This is a genomic window from Pseudomonas sp. NPDC089996 (assembly GCF_044748405.1).
GTDB lineage: Bacteria > Pseudomonadota > Gammaproteobacteria > Pseudomonadales > Pseudomonadaceae > Aquipseudomonas.
The window spans coordinates 64,658-77,536 of the sequence record NZ_JBIVGA010000013.1 but is presented as its reverse complement, the minus strand read 5'-3'; the positions used below and the strand labels follow the sequence as shown (position 1 = coordinate 77,536).

At 62.5% G+C, this 12,879-nt stretch carries 15 protein-coding genes and 1 pseudogene; 10 read left to right on the top strand and 6 right to left on the bottom strand.

Annotated elements, in window-relative coordinates; translation table 11 throughout:
* Positions 1-217: 217 nt before the first annotated feature.
* Together ACIPW4_RS21460 and ACIPW4_RS21455 are read left to right on the top strand one after the other, a co-directional pair.
* The gene (locus tag ACIPW4_RS21460) at positions 218-1,048 is read left to right on the top strand and encodes an undecaprenyl-diphosphate phosphatase (RefSeq protein WP_400661293.1); all 831 of its coding nucleotides are present in this window, start codon (positions 218-220) and stop codon (positions 1,046-1,048) included.
* Between the two features lies 1 nt (position 1,049).
* Entirely contained in the window at positions 1,050-1,478 is a 429-nt protein-coding gene (locus ACIPW4_RS21455; protein WP_400661291.1) for a DUF1294 domain-containing protein, read from the top strand.
* Here ACIPW4_RS21455 and ACIPW4_RS21450 read toward each other — a convergent pair whose 3' ends face one another.
* Positions 1,479-1,838 carry an MmcQ/YjbR family DNA-binding protein gene (locus ACIPW4_RS21450; RefSeq protein ID WP_400661289.1) on the bottom strand — a complete coding sequence of 120 codons (360 nt, stop codon included), beginning with the start codon at positions 1,836-1,838 and terminating at the stop codon, positions 1,479-1,481. It abuts the gene before it with no gap.
* Positions 1,831-2,733, bottom strand: coding sequence for a LysR substrate-binding domain-containing protein (locus ACIPW4_RS21445; RefSeq protein ID WP_400661288.1), 903 nt, complete (start codon positions 2,731-2,733; stop codon positions 1,831-1,833). Before ACIPW4_RS21445 ends, ACIPW4_RS21450 begins: the two co-directional genes overlap by 8 nt.
* 133 nt (positions 2,734-2,866) lie before the next feature.
* Between ACIPW4_RS21445 and ACIPW4_RS21440 the strand changes: the two genes are divergently transcribed.
* Both ACIPW4_RS21440 and ACIPW4_RS21435 read left to right on the top strand, forming a co-directional pair.
* Entirely contained in the window at positions 2,867-3,478 is a 612-nt protein-coding gene (locus ACIPW4_RS21440; protein WP_400661286.1) for an FMN-dependent NADH-azoreductase, read from the top strand.
* Between the two features lie 131 nt (positions 3,479-3,609).
* Entirely contained in the window at positions 3,610-4,644 is a 1,035-nt protein-coding gene (locus tag ACIPW4_RS21435; RefSeq protein ID WP_400661285.1) for an alpha/beta hydrolase family protein, read from the top strand.
* Here ACIPW4_RS21435 and ACIPW4_RS21430 read toward each other — a convergent pair.
* The 3 genes and pseudogenes from ACIPW4_RS21430 to ACIPW4_RS21420 form a co-directional block, all read right to left on the bottom strand.
* Entirely contained in the window at positions 4,615-5,808 is a 1,194-nt protein-coding gene (locus ACIPW4_RS21430; protein WP_400661283.1) for an MFS transporter, read from the bottom strand. The two genes, ACIPW4_RS21435 and ACIPW4_RS21430, sit on opposite strands and share 30 nt — an antisense overlap.
* 249 nt (positions 5,809-6,057) lie before the next feature.
* Positions 6,058-7,644, bottom strand: coding sequence for an ABC-F family ATPase (locus ACIPW4_RS21425; protein WP_016715632.1), 1,587 nt, complete (start codon positions 7,642-7,644; stop codon positions 6,058-6,060).
* Between the two features lie 20 nt (positions 7,645-7,664).
* A pseudogene (locus ACIPW4_RS21420) lies at positions 7,665-7,940 on the bottom strand (site-specific integrase); the annotation flags it as partial.
* A 190-nt stretch (positions 7,941-8,130) separates the two neighbouring features.
* Between ACIPW4_RS21420 and ACIPW4_RS21415 the strand changes: the two are divergent.
* Positions 8,131-8,967: a hypothetical protein gene (locus ACIPW4_RS21415; RefSeq protein WP_400661281.1), complete on the top strand. Its 837-nt coding sequence runs from the start codon at positions 8,131-8,133 to the stop codon at positions 8,965-8,967.
* Positions 8,968-9,000: 33 nt separating this feature from the next.
* Here the strand turns inward: ACIPW4_RS21415 and ACIPW4_RS21410 are convergent, their stop codons facing one another.
* Entirely contained in the window at positions 9,001-9,237 is a 237-nt protein-coding gene (locus ACIPW4_RS21410) for a hypothetical protein (protein ID WP_400661279.1), read from the bottom strand.
* A gap of 300 nt (positions 9,238-9,537) precedes the next feature.
* On the opposite strand from ACIPW4_RS21410, the gene ACIPW4_RS21405 reads away from it, so the two are divergent.
* The 5 genes from ACIPW4_RS21405 to ACIPW4_RS21385 all read left to right on the top strand — a co-directional run bounded on the left by ACIPW4_RS21405 (position 9,538) and on the right by ACIPW4_RS21385 (position 12,872).
* Positions 9,538-9,699, top strand: coding sequence for a hypothetical protein (locus ACIPW4_RS21405; RefSeq protein WP_400661277.1), 162 nt, complete (start codon positions 9,538-9,540; stop codon positions 9,697-9,699).
* Positions 9,700-9,948: 249 nt separating this feature from the next.
* The gene (locus ACIPW4_RS21400) at positions 9,949-10,317 is read left to right on the top strand and encodes a hypothetical protein (protein ID WP_400661275.1); all 369 of its coding nucleotides are present in this window, start codon (positions 9,949-9,951) and stop codon (positions 10,315-10,317) included.
* A 219-nt stretch (positions 10,318-10,536) separates the two neighbouring features.
* On the top strand, positions 10,537-10,866 hold the full coding sequence (locus ACIPW4_RS21395; protein WP_400661273.1) for a hypothetical protein: 330 nt from the start codon (positions 10,537-10,539) through the stop codon (positions 10,864-10,866).
* A gap of 163 nt (positions 10,867-11,029) precedes the next feature.
* Positions 11,030-12,010: a quinone oxidoreductase family protein gene (locus ACIPW4_RS21390; protein WP_400661271.1), complete on the top strand. Its 981-nt coding sequence runs from the start codon at positions 11,030-11,032 to the stop codon at positions 12,008-12,010.
* A gap of 13 nt (positions 12,011-12,023) precedes the next feature.
* Entirely contained in the window at positions 12,024-12,872 is an 849-nt protein-coding gene (locus ACIPW4_RS21385) for a TauD/TfdA dioxygenase family protein (RefSeq protein ID WP_400661270.1), read from the top strand.
* Positions 12,873-12,879 lie beyond the last annotated feature (7 nt).

Genomic DNA, 12,879 nt, shown 5'->3' with positions numbered 1-12,879 from the left:
AGTGCTAGTTAATGGCTACTCTGACACCGGGCGCACAAGCCTTTACCGTGCCGCTTTGATAGGATTTCGGCCGTGCAAGATGAAACCTTTAGCCAGGCTGAACTTTTCCACTGGCGTCGGTCCCAGAAGTCGCTGTAAAAAGGCCGCGCCGCGTGCGGCAATCAAAGCAAACCAAGAATAAGGGGCCTGCAATCAGCAGTGGCCCATCGGGGGAATAATGGATTTTTGGACTGCCTTTCAGGCAATCATCTTGGGTGTGGTCGAGGGGCTCACGGAGTTTCTGCCGATTTCAAGTACCGGTCACCAGATCATCGTCGCCGACCTGATCGGCTTTGGTGGCGAGCGGGCCATGGCGTTCAACATCATCATCCAGCTGGCGGCGATCCTGGCGGTGGTGTGGGAGTTTCGCAGCAAGATCCTCGAGGTGGTGTTCGGCCTGGCCAGCCAGCCGAAGGCGCGGCACTTTACCGCTAACCTGCTGCTGGCGTTCATGCCGGCGGTGGTGTTGGGCGTGCTGTTTGCCGACATGATCCATGAATACCTGTTCAACCCGATCACCGTGGCGACAGCGCTGGTCATTGGCGGCGTGATCATGCTGTGGGCTGAACGCCGCCAGCACACCGTGGCGGTCGACCATGTCGACGACATGCGCTGGACCCACGCCTTGAAGATTGGATTCGTGCAGTGCCTTGCGATGATCCCGGGTACCTCGCGCTCCGGCTCCACCATCATCGGCGGCCTGCTGTTTGGCTTGTCGCGCAAGGCCGCCACCGAGTTTTCGTTCTTCCTGGCGATGCCGACCATGGTCGGCGCGGCGGTGTATTCGGGTTACAAGTACCGCCACCTGTTCGAGCCGAGCGACCTGCCGGTGTTCGCCATCGGCTTCGTGACCTCGTTCATCTTCGCGATGATCGCTGTGCGGGCGTTGCTGAAGTTCATCGCCAACCACAGCTACGCGACCTTTGCCTGGTACCGCATCGTGTTCGGTCTGCTGATCCTGGCGACCTGGCAGTTTGGCTGGGTCGACTGGTCGACGGCGCACAGCTGACATGGCACGGGTACAGAACACTGCGCCACGCGGCGCCGAACGCACGGCAGGCGTGCGCAATGCGCGCCTGAAACTGTTGCTGCTGGGTGTGCTGTGCCTGCTGCCGGGGCTTGGCGCGACGCAGATGGGCTGGAGCGGGCAGAGCTGGGTACCGCTGGCGATGTACCCCTTGGTCAGCCTGATCAGCCTGCTGCTGTACTGGCAAGACAAGCGCCAGGCCCAGGGCGACGCCTGGCGCACGCCAGAAAAGGTGCTGCATGCCAGCGAGTTGCTGGGGGGCTGGCCCGGTGCACTGGTCGCGCAGCAACTGCTGCGGCACAAGACACGCAAGCTGTCCTACCAGCTGGTGTGCTGGGGCATCGTGCTGCTGCATCAGGTGTTCTGGCTCGACTACCTGTTTCTCGGCAGCCGCTTCCTGCCCTTCGACTGATCAGCTCAGCAGGCCTGCCTGCAGCCGTTTCGGCAGCCGCCGCACCACCAGCTGGTGCGAGCGCTGCAGCAGGTCGCACAGTTCATCCCGGCCCATGGGGTAGGGCGGTGCCATGCTGATCCACCTGGCACGTGCCAGATAAGGCGCGGGCCGCACGCCAGGGCGGTCGCAATAGCCTAGAAACAGCTCATCGGCGACCTTGAACGACAACCCCGCCCCAGCCAGGTCGAGCACTGCGAACATCTTGTTGCCGGCCACGGAAAACACCCGGATGCCGCCCCATTTGAAGTCTTCCCGCGCGCCCGGCAGGCTCAGGCAGAACGCCGCCACCTGTTCCTCGGTCATTTTCTGCCTAGACATACCGTTCCCCACACGCTTCGAATGACGCCGCCAGGTGGTCTATCCATGCCCGCACGGCCGGCAACAAGCCACGTCGATGAGGGTAGACCGCTTGCAGGTAGCCGCCAGGCAATGACCAGTCCGGCAGCAGCTTCACCAACTCGCCGCGTGCCAGTTCCTCTTCGCAGAACATGCTGGGCAGGGCGGTAAAGCCCAGCCCGGCGCGCACTGCGGCGTTGCGCACGACGAAATCGTCAATGGCCAGGCGTGGCTCCAGGGCGACTTCCTGCTCACGGCCATTGGGCCCGAGCAAGCGAAAATGCACCAGTCGGTCGGCTTCGGCGGCGCCCAGCACCGGCAACGTACCCAGCTCGGATGGCTCGCGGATATGGTCGGCAAAACCCGGGGCTGCCACCAGCTGCATCTGTGCCTGGCGCAGTCGGCGGGTTACCAGTGCCGGGTCTTCGTCGCCCAGGTCGCGCACCCGCAAGGCGACGTCGATGCCTTCGGAAATCAGGTCGACACGGCGGTTCAGCAGGACCATGTCCAACTGCACCTGCGGGTACTGTTCGAGGAAACGGCTGATCACCGCCGGCAGAAACGCATGGGCCAGCGCTACCGGGCATGACACGCGCAGACGCCCGCGCGGCTCGCTGCTCATGCTCGCCACCACTTCGTCGGCGGCCTCGGCCTCCAACAGCATGGCCTGGCAATGGTGCAGGTAGCGCTCGCCGACGGCGGTGAGCTTGAGCTGGCGCGTCGTGCGCTGCAGCAGGCGGGTGCCCAGGCGCTCTTCCAGTTCGGCAATACGGCGCGAAAGGCGCGACTTGGGGATACCTAACTGGCGCCCGGCCGCAGCAAAGCCGCCGGCTTCGACCACCTGAGCAAAATAGAAAAGATCATTGAGGTCTTGCATTGGCCTGTCTCACTGTTCTACCTGTGGGACAAACTAACGCATTTTTACAGACTTTTCAGCCATTCGGCATCCCGGTAGGATTCTCTCCATCGTGATCGCCCACCGCCGCGGTCTTCATTCACAGGAGAGTCCCATGAAACTGTTGCATATCGATTCGAGCATCCTGGGCGACAATTCCGCCTCCCGCCAACTCAGCCGCGAAGTGGTCGAAGCCTGGAAAGCCGCTGACGCGAGCATCGAAGTGGTCTACCGTGACTTGGCGGCCGACGCCATCGCGCACTTCTCGTCCGCCACCTTGGTGGCTGCTGGCACCCCGGAAGAAGCCCGTGACGCCGCCCAGGCCTTCGAGGCCAAGCTGAGCGCCGAAACACTGGAAGAATTCCTCGCCGCCGACGCCGTGGTGATTGGCGCGCCGATGTACAACTTCAGCGTGCCGACCCAGCTCAAGGCCTGGATCGACCGCGTTGCCGTAGCCGGCAAGACCTTCCGTTACACCGAAGCCGGACCGGAAGGCCTGTGCGGCGGCAAGAAAGTGGTGCTGGTCTCCACCGCCGGTGGCTTGCATGCTGGTCAGCCTACCGGTGTCGGCCATGAGGACTTCCTCAAAGTGTTCCTCGGCTTCATCGGCATCACCGACCTGGAAGTGGTCCGCGCCCACGGCCTGGCCTATGGCCCGGAACACCGTACCCAGGCCATCGATGCCGCCCAGGCGCAGATTGCCAACGAGCTGTTCGCCGCAGCCTGATCGCCTGGCGACAAAGAAACCGGCGGGCGCCCCGTGCACCCGCCGGTTTTTTCATTCATTTTTCATGTGCCGGTGGTAAGGCCGGTTCTATGCTGAAGCTATCCTGATGCCTGCTATGCGATAGCTGACCGATGAACACTCCCCGCTGTTTGCTGGCATTGCTGCTCGGTGGGCTGCTGGCCCATGCCGAGGCTGCGCCCTGGGTTGCCGGGTTGCACCATATGATCCTCGACGACCCGGTCGATGCCAGGCCGATGCAGGCGCTGGCGTTCTATCCATCCCATGGCACACCGCGCAATATCCGCCTCGACGGTTACCCCATCGACGTCGCCGAGGAAGCGCCGGTAGCGCTCGGCCAGTTCCCGCTGCTGGTCCTCTCCCACGGCAACACCGGCAGCCCGCTGGCACTTCATTACCTGGCCACTTCACTGGCCCGCCGGGGCTTCGTGGTGGTGGCGGTGGTGCACCCGGGCGACAACGCCCGTGACCACAGCCGGTTGGGCACGTTGAGTAACCTTTATGGTCGGCCTTTGCAGGTCAGCGAGGCCATCACTGCCGCCCGCGAGGACACGCTGCTGGGCCCTTACCTGAATGACGGCAAGGTCGGTGTGATCGGTTATTCGGCGGGTGGCGAAACCGCATTGATCCTGTCTGGCGCCCGGCCCGATCTGGATCGCCTGCGCCGTTATTGCCTGGAGCGACCGGGCGACGCCGATGCCTGCAAGACTCACGGCGTGCTGATTGCCGACCGCAGCGAGTTGGCGCCCAAGGCCGACTCACGGGTAGGCGCGGTGATGTTGATGGCCCCTCTGAGCCTGATGTTCGGCCGCCATGCCCTGTCCGATGTGAAGGTACCTGCATTGATCTACAGCGGCGACAGCGACCAGCTGGTAGCGGTGGACCGCAATGCCGAGGCGTTGGCGCGCAAGCTGCCGATTACCCCGGACTACCGTTTGCTGGCTGGGGCCGGGCACTTTGTGTTCATGGCACGCTGCGACGAAGAGCAGCATGCCCGCATGCCGGCGCTGTGCAAGGATGCCGATGGCGTCGATCGGCGGCATATTCACCATTCGTTGCAACGCGATACGGCGGCCTTCTTCACCCAGGCCTTGGGTGCACCGGAGCGGGCCGAACGGTCAGCTGCGGTGGCTGCGCCGCGCCAGTAGCAACGTCAGGCCGACTCCGGCCAAGGCCAGCAGGGCCGCAACGCAGAAGATCGAGGCATAGCCCAGGTGCACCGCCACCGCGCCCATCACCGGGCCGGCGATGGCCAGCGCCATGTCGAAGAACACCGCATAAGCCCCCAGCCCGGCACCGCGGCTGCCGCTCGGCACCTGCCTGATCGCTTCGACACCCAGTGCCGGGTACACCAGCGACAGGCCGAAGCCAGTCAGGCCGGCACCAACCAGCGCCCAGGGCGGCGAGGGTGCCAGCCACAGCAGGCTCAGACCGAGCACTTCCGTAGCCATGCAGGCCATGGCCACGTTGTAGCCACCGAAGCGGTTGACCGCGTTGACGAACAACAGCCGCGAAATGATGAAGCACAGGCCGAAGGCGCTCAGGCACCAGGCCGCACCGACCCAGCCGCGCTCCAGGTAATAGAGTGTGACGAAGGTGGTCAGGGTGCCGTAGCCAATCGACGCCAGGGTCAACCCCAGGCCGCAGGGTGCGACGCGCCCGAATGCCGACCAGAACGGCAGCCGTTCGCCACGTGTCACCACCACATCCGGGCGTTTACGCAGCACCAGCAAGGCCAGCAGCGCCAGTACCAGCAGGGCAGGGCCGAGCACGCTGAAATCCAGGCCGGCAACCGCCAGCACGCCGACCGGGGCTCCGATGGCGATGGCACCGTACGAAGCGATGCCGTTCCACGAGATCACCCGTGCCGTGTGTTCCGGGCCGACCTGGCTGATACCCCAGCTCAAGGTGGCGACGCCGATCAGCCCCTGGGCCAGGCCCAGCAGCACACGTCCACCGAGCAGCAGTGCCAGGCTCAGCAGCGGCGCTTGCAGTGTCCAGGCCGAGAACAGCGTCAGCACGCCACAACCGGCGATGCCCAGCAGGCCATAGCGAATCGCCTGCTTGCCACCCAAGGTATCCGCCACGCGCCCGGCCAAAGGGCGGCTGAGCAGAGTGGCGAGGTATTGCAGGCCGATGGTCACCCCGGCAATCACCGCCCCGAAGCCCAGCTGATCGTGCACATACCCAGGCAGCACCGCGATCGGCAGGCCGATGCAGAGGAAGGCAATGAAGGTGTAGAAGACGATCGACAGGATCTGCAGGGTGATGCTGACGGTACTGCTGGCGGGGGCGGGCTGTTGCGCGGTCATGGGCTCTTTCGCGGGCGGGCGGTTGGGCGTGCCCTAATCATGGCCGCTGTGCGAAGGAAATGAAAGCAGGCTAACGAATTATTCGTCGGAGCGTACCATTCTGTGGGATTGGCGCTGGATTCTTCGCGGGCAAGCCCGCTCCCACAGGATCCCCATGGCCTTCAGGGATGTGGTAATCCTGTGGAAGCGGGCTTGCCCCGCGATGAGGCCGGCCCAGCCGACATGATCGACCAGGCCAGATCAGCTACTTCAGACCAGAACGCCCTGGCTGCGCAGGTAGTCGTCATAGGTGCCGCTGAAGTCCACCACGCCATCGGCGCTCAGTTCGATGATGCGAGTCGCCAGCGACGACACGAACTCACGGTCATGGCTGACGAACAGCAGAGTGCCGGGGTAGTTTTCCAGCGCCAGGTTCAGCGCTTCGATCGATTCCATGTCCAGGTGGTTGGTCGGCTCGTCCATCACCAGCACGTTCGGCTTCTGCAGGATCAGCTTGCCGAACAGCATGCGGCCTTGCTCACCACCGGAAATCACCTTCACCGACTTGAGGATCTCGTCGTTGGAGAACAGCATGCGCCCCAGGGTGCCGCGGATCACCTGCTCGCCGCTGGTCCACTGGCCCATCCAGTCGAACAGGGTCATGTCGTCTTCGAAGTCGTGGGCGTGGTCCTGGGCGTAGTAGCCCACTTCGGCGCTGTCGGTCCATTTCACCGAACCGGCATCCGGCGTCATCTCGCCGACCAGGGTACGCAGCAGGGTGGTCTTGCCGATACCGTTGGGGCCGATGATCGCCACGCGCTCGCCCGCTTCGACAGTGATGTCGAAGTTCTTGAACAGCACCTTGTCATCGAAGGCTTTGGCCATCTTCTCGACCACCACCGCCTGGCGGTGCAGCTTCTTGGTCTGCTCGAAGCGGATGAACGGGCTGACACGGCTCGAAGGCTTGACCTCGGCCAGCTGGATCTTGTCGATCTGCTTGGCCCGCGACGTGGCCTGCTTGGCCTTGGAGGCGTTGGCCGAGAAACGGCTGACGAAGGTCTGCAGTTCGGCGATCTGGGCTTTCTTCTTGGCGTTGTCCGACAGCAGCTGCTCGCGCGACTGGGTGGCCGCAGTCATGTACTCGTCGTAGTTGCCCGGGAACAGGCGCAGCTCACCGTAATCCAGGTCGGCCATGTGCGTGCACACGCTGTTGAGGAAGTGCCGGTCGTGGGAAATGATGATCATGGTGCTGTTACGCGCCGTGAGGATGGTTTCCAGCCAGCGGATGGTGTTGATGTCCAGGTGGTTGGTCGGCTCGTCGAGCAGCAGCACGTCCGGGTCCGAGAACAGCGCCTGGGCCAGCAGCACACGCAGCTTCCAGCCCGGCGCCACTTCGCTCATCGGGCCAAAGTGCTGCTCCAGCGGAATCCCCAGGCCCAGCAGCAGTTCACCGGCGCGGGATTCGGCGGTGTAGCCGTCCATCTCGGCGAATTCGGTTTCCAGCTCGGCGACGGCCATGCCGTCTTCTTCGGTCATTTCCGGCAGCGAGTAGATGCGGTCGCGCTCGGCCTTGACCTTCCACAGCTGGCCGTGGCCCATGATCACGGTGTCGATCACGGTGAATTCTTCGTAGGCGAACTGGTCCTGGCGCAATTTGCCCAGGCGGGTGTTCGGCTCGAGCATGACCTGGCCACCAGACGGCTCGAGGTCGCCGCCGAGGATCTTCATGAAGGTCGACTTGCCGCAACCGTTGGCACCGATCAGGCCGTAGCGGTTGCCGTTGTTGAATTTGACCGAAACGTTTTCGAACAGCGGCTTGGAGCCGAACTGCATGGTGATGTTGGCGGTGGAGATCAAGGAGCTTACCTATCAATAACTTACGTGGCTTCTTCGCAGCTGCGGACCCATGTCGGACCAATCTGGAGCTTTTCCGGCTCCTGCCAGTCGTTGGACGAGTTGATCCAGCGCGCATAAGTCGATAAGAGCATCTGCACGCCATGCCCGAGCTGTTGGGCGATAAATGCGGGGTTGAGACCAGACATTGAGGCTATTGTCGCATAGGTGCGGCGGCAGTTATACGGGGGGACGGTAGCTGATCCCAAAGCTTTGAGGATCGGGCGCCATGGGAAGTGCAGGTCGGATGTCTGTTTGAGGCCCGCAAGCGGGCTGATAGCGCTGCCACAGGCTTGGCGGCTAACATTGAACTGATTTTGCGTTTGTTCGAGATCCACCTTTGTCTTGGTAACATTTTTGCAGACCCCCCGGGAGTAACGGAATGACAACTTACTGCACTGACGCAGCGCCTGCCCTGATGAGCTCGACCTGTACATCGGGTGGCATTGAATGAGCGATTCCAATCCGTTTCCCGCACTGATCGAATATTTCTCCGCCAAACGGGCGATGTTGCAGCAGGACAAGCACTGGCTCACCAGCATCGCCCTGGGTTCGTCCCACGGGGATTTCGCGTTCGATCCCGCCTACTGCCCGGGGTCATTCAACCTGTGCAGTCGTTCTCAGGATTTTCGCCATGCCCTGGCACTCTATGAGCATGCACTGAGCCAGGCGCCGAACCTGGACACCCTGATTGTCTTCTACTCGGTCTTTTCACCGGGCAATGTGCTGGAACAGTCGCCCAGCGAGAAAACCCTGGCACCGTTGATGAATGAGATCTTCCAGCTGGGGCTGAGCTACCAAGATCCTCTGTTGACGCAGATCGCGGCGCAATTACAGGGGCGACTGGGCACGGGCGGCAGCACCCTCGGCGGTGCAGCCGGTTTCCTTCCCGATCAGCAGAAAGCCTTCATGCCGGCCAGTTACGGCGCAGCCCAGCGCGTCGCCGACCATATGCGCCTCAATGCCCGCGAGGACGGTAACCAGTATCTGGCGAAACTGTTGCTACTAGCTGCCGAATGCGAGCATCGGGTCATCGTGGTCATTCCGCCCATGCACGCCGAGTACCGGCTGCACGCGGGGGCTGATTCGGCTTTCCTGTTTCGCGGGGTCTTCGAGCTGCAGCAGTTGATGGGCGCCCTGTGTCCCGATTTCGCCATGAGCGTGCTCGATCTCTACGCCGACGCCGATTTTGCTCCCGATCATTTTGGTGATTTCGACCATCTGATCCCACAAGGTGAAGGGGCGATGCTGTTGTCAGGCAAGATCGCACAGGCGCTTGCCTTGTAGTTTCCTGATTCAGCAGGCGGTACCAGCAGCCTGTCACCCTTCCGGCAGGCTCACCCCACAGACAAATTCATCCGAACCCAGCCGGTGCGAGCCAAACTCCACGACGTACCCATCGCCACGGCGCTGCGCCTCGGCCCTGGCCGTTCTCTGGTCTGCGTAAATGTCTACAAAATGCCAGGGATGCACCTCGCGCAGTACGCCCCAGCCCAGTACCCAGCCCTCACGGCTAGGATCTGGCGGAAGGTTTTTAGCCAGGCTGCGAATGCTCATGTCTCTGTCCTCGGCACAGGTGACTCAACGCTACCTCAGTGACTGCTGGCCGTACAGGCACCACGGAGACCATCATCACCGGCATTACTACGATGAAGATCTTGGAGGGCATCAGGACTACCCTCGCTACAGACGCATGGCAGCATTGACTTCATCCCTTCGCTTGCGGCCAGGCCGTGCCACGCCACTGTAAAGAAATGGAAAAGCTCGCCCAGGCTGGCCGGTCTGGAATCTACACTGGCAGCGCTGTCTTGCCTGCCATCAGGCAGGACACCAGTTTATGCCTTCTGGAGCGTTGTAATGAAGTTGAAGCATGTGTTGCGTGCGGCCGTGGTGGTCGCGTTGGTATCCACCCTGGCGGGTTGCTGGATGTTCATGCCGCCGGGCGGCGGCGGTGGGCATGGTGGGGGGCATGGCGGCCCGGGCATGATGGGTGGCGGGCACGGTGGTGGCCCACGCTGACGGTCATGAGACAGACCGCTGTTCGCTCACCAGCCAAGGTCGGGCGGACAGCTTGCCAGGCCGTCCTGAAGATTCAACCCGAAATCCGAAAGTCGAAAACCGGCTGGCCATCGGCCATTTCCCATATAGCAAACAAGCCTATTGGGCTTCGGACTTTGCGCAGTAACATGGGGGCATGAAAACCAAAAAAGGGTGTTCTGCCTTGCAACTCTTTTCCAGGTTCTCGTTGGGGCAGCTGGAGCGTGTCGCGTGAAGCGTTCAAGATCGGTCGCAGGCGCAGTACTGTTATCCACTTTCGCCACGCTGTTTATGGCCGGGTGTGCACAGAATCCGGATGTAAGAGAGGGCCATGGTTATACGTCGGGCGCCACCGATAGAAGCGCGCCAGACTATCTGGGGTGCGTCAAAGGCGAACTTCAGGGCGATGTGAAAACCTATGAAGTCGATGGTGACAACTCGGTCAAGCTGTACGTGGAAAGTACCGACCCCAACAAGGCCGATGGCCTGGTGGAACTGCGCGGCACTGGAACGCAGCGTCAGTTCACTGCCTACCAGCGCGATGCCTGGTATGACCATGGCCGCTTGCTCGATGCTGCATTGATGTGCAAGAAAGCCTGACGCGGTGATCGGCAAGAGCAAAAAGCCCGCACCTGAGAGCGGGCTTCTTGCGATGGGTGCTGATCCATCAGCGCTTCTCATTCTAAAGGAATGGGTCGGCTTGCCCATTCGACGGAAGTATTGCGCAATTGAAACCAGGCCCTGGCACGACCTTGGTGGATTACCGCTTCGGTTCGATCCCGGCTAGAATGGCCCACGTTCCCGTCAGGTCAATTGCAAATGCCAACCTTTCGTATCCTGCTCTGCGCCGCGCTCGCTGCAAGCCTCGCCGGCTGCGCAAACCCAGGCAAGCCCACCGCCAGCAAGCTCACTGCGAAATCACCGGCCGATTATGCCGCCTGCGTACTGCCAAAGTGGCAGGCGCTGTCTCCCCAGACCACGCAGAAGTCGATCAACCATGGTTATCGGTTGACCGCACCCAGTGCCGTGACTTCAGACGAAGTGCTGGAGGTCGTTGAATATCGCGACGGCAGCCGGGCAACTTTCTATAAGGGCAGTTTCCTCTCGAGTGACAAACTACGTATGGCTGCCAGAGAATGCCTGGAGTAATCGGCTGATACTGGGGAACAGGTCGCAGGCCCTGGCCCGGTGATCTGTCATCAAATGAAAACCCGCTGTCGCCCGATGCGAAGCACCCCGCACCTTAAGCGCTTACATTCCAATCACCCAGAACTGACGCCTTGCGTCCAGATCGATGATTGGAGAGACAAGCATGTCCAAAGCCGTACGTTTCCACCAGACCGGTGGCCCGGAAGTACTGCGCTACGAAGATGCCGAGGTTGGTGAACCCGGCCCGGGGCAGGTGCGCCTGCGCCAGGTGGCGGTCGGTCTGAACTATGCCGACACCTATTTTCGCAATGGCACCTACCCGATCCCGTTACCCAATGGCATCGGCGTGGAAGCGTCCGGTGTGGTGCAGGCGGTAGGCGAGGGCGTGACTCAGGTGGCGGTGGGTGACCGGGTTACCTACACCGGTTTCCTCAACACCCTCGGCGCGTATTGTACCGAGCGGCTCATTCCTGCTGCGGCGCTGATCAAGCTGCCGGAAACCATCGCCTTCGAGACCGCCGCCGCCATGACCATGCGCGGGCTGACTGCGGCCTACCTGATGCGCCGACTGTATGCCTTCAAACCCCGCGACACGGTGCTGTTGCATGCCGCAGCGGGCGGCGTCGGCCTGATCGTCGCGCAGTGGGCGCGGTTACTGGGGCTGAACGTGATCGGCACGGTATCCACCGAGGCCAAGGCCGAAGTCGCCCGCGCCCATGGCTGCAACCAGATCATCAACTACAGCGTCGAGGACGTGGCCAGTCGCGTGCGTGAGCTCACCGACGGCGTCGGCGTGAACGTGGTGTTCGACAGCGTTGGCAAGAACACCTTCATGGGTTCGCTCGACTCGCTCAAGCGCCGTGGCCTGATGGTGTGCGTCGGTACTGCCTCCGGCACCATCGCGTCGTTCGACCCGCAGTTGCTGGCGATCAAGGGCTCGCTGCAGCTGACCCGCCCGGCGCTGGCCGACTTCATTGCCGACCCTGCGGAAAAGGCCGACCTGGCCGGCGAGCTGTTCGAGCACGTCAGCAGTGGCCGCATCCGCATCGAGATCAACCAGCATTATGCCTTGCAGGATGCCGTCCAGGCCCATCGCGACCTGGAGGCACGCAAGACCACCGGCTCGTCGATCTTCGTCATCTGAAGAGGGCAACAGCATGCACATCGAACAACTGACCTGTGCGATCGGCGCCGAGATAAGCGGTGTCAACCTGGCTGACGCGATCCACGACGACGATCTGTTCGAGCAACTGCGCGCGCAGTTGCTCAGGCACCGTGTGCTGTTCCTGCGTGACCAGCACTTCAGCCGCGCCGAACACGTGGCCTTTGCCCGGCGTTTTGGCGAGCTGGAGGACCACCCGGTGGCCGGCAGCGACCCGGAGCATCCTGGCCTGGTGCAGATCTACAAACGCCCCGACCAGCCCAACGACCGTTATGAAAATGCCTGGCACACCGACGCCACCTGGCGCGAAGCACCACCCATGGGTTGTGTGCTGCGCTGCGTCGAGTGCCCGCCGGTGGGCGGCGACACGATGTGGGCGAACATGGTGCTGGCCTATGAAAACCTGCCGATTGACGTGAAAGCCAAGATCGAAGGCCTGCGTGCACGCCACAGCATCGAGGCCAGCTTCGGCGCCGCCATGCCGATCGACAAGCGCCTGGCGCTCAAGGCGCAGTTCCCCGACGCCGAGCACCCGGTGGTGCGCACCCACCCGGAAACCGGCGAGCAGGTGCTGTTCGTCAACGCCTTCACCACCCACTTCAGCAACTACCACACCCCCCAGCGCGTGCGCTTCGGCCAGGACGCCAACCCCGGTGCCGCCGACCTGCTGCGTTACCTGGTCAGCCAGGCGTACCTGCCCGAGTACCAGGTGCGCTGGCGCTGGAAGCCCAACAGCGTGGCCATCTGGGACAACCGCAGCACCCAGCATTACGCGGTCATGGACTACCCGCCGTGCAACCGCAAGATGGAGCGTGCGGGGATCAAGGGCAGCGTCAGCTTCTGAATCGCCG

What these genes read in the sequence shown, in the direction of transcription:
- ACIPW4_RS21460 (WP_400661293.1), top strand. Translation starts at nt 218, where the DNA reads ATGGATTTTTGGACTGCCTTTCAGGCAATCATCTTGGGTGTGGTCGAG.
- ACIPW4_RS21455 (WP_400661291.1), top strand. Translation starts at nt 1,050, where the DNA reads ATGGCACGGGTACAGAACACTGCGCCACGCGGCGCCGAACGCACGGCA.
- ACIPW4_RS21450 (WP_400661289.1), bottom strand. Translation starts at nt 1,838, where the DNA reads ATGTCTAGGCAGAAAATGACCGAGGAACAGGTGGCGGCGTTCTGCCTG.
- ACIPW4_RS21445 (WP_400661288.1), bottom strand. Translation starts at nt 2,733, where the DNA reads ATGCAAGACCTCAATGATCTTTTCTATTTTGCTCAGGTGGTCGAAGCC.
- ACIPW4_RS21440 (WP_400661286.1), top strand. Translation starts at nt 2,867, where the DNA reads ATGAAACTGTTGCATATCGATTCGAGCATCCTGGGCGACAATTCCGCC.
- ACIPW4_RS21435 (WP_400661285.1), top strand. Translation starts at nt 3,610, where the DNA reads ATGAACACTCCCCGCTGTTTGCTGGCATTGCTGCTCGGTGGGCTGCTG.
- ACIPW4_RS21430 (WP_400661283.1), bottom strand. Translation starts at nt 5,808, where the DNA reads ATGACCGCGCAACAGCCCGCCCCCGCCAGCAGTACCGTCAGCATCACC.
- ACIPW4_RS21415 (WP_400661281.1), top strand. Translation starts at nt 8,131, where the DNA reads ATGAGCGATTCCAATCCGTTTCCCGCACTGATCGAATATTTCTCCGCC.
- ACIPW4_RS21410 (WP_400661279.1), bottom strand. Translation starts at nt 9,237, where the DNA reads ATGAGCATTCGCAGCCTGGCTAAAAACCTTCCGCCAGATCCTAGCCGT.
- ACIPW4_RS21405 (WP_400661277.1), top strand. Translation starts at nt 9,538, where the DNA reads ATGAAGTTGAAGCATGTGTTGCGTGCGGCCGTGGTGGTCGCGTTGGTA.
- ACIPW4_RS21395 (WP_400661273.1), top strand. Translation starts at nt 10,537, where the DNA reads ATGCCAACCTTTCGTATCCTGCTCTGCGCCGCGCTCGCTGCAAGCCTC.
- ACIPW4_RS21390 (WP_400661271.1), top strand. Translation starts at nt 11,030, where the DNA reads ATGTCCAAAGCCGTACGTTTCCACCAGACCGGTGGCCCGGAAGTACTG.
- ACIPW4_RS21385 (WP_400661270.1), top strand. Translation starts at nt 12,024, where the DNA reads ATGCACATCGAACAACTGACCTGTGCGATCGGCGCCGAGATAAGCGGT.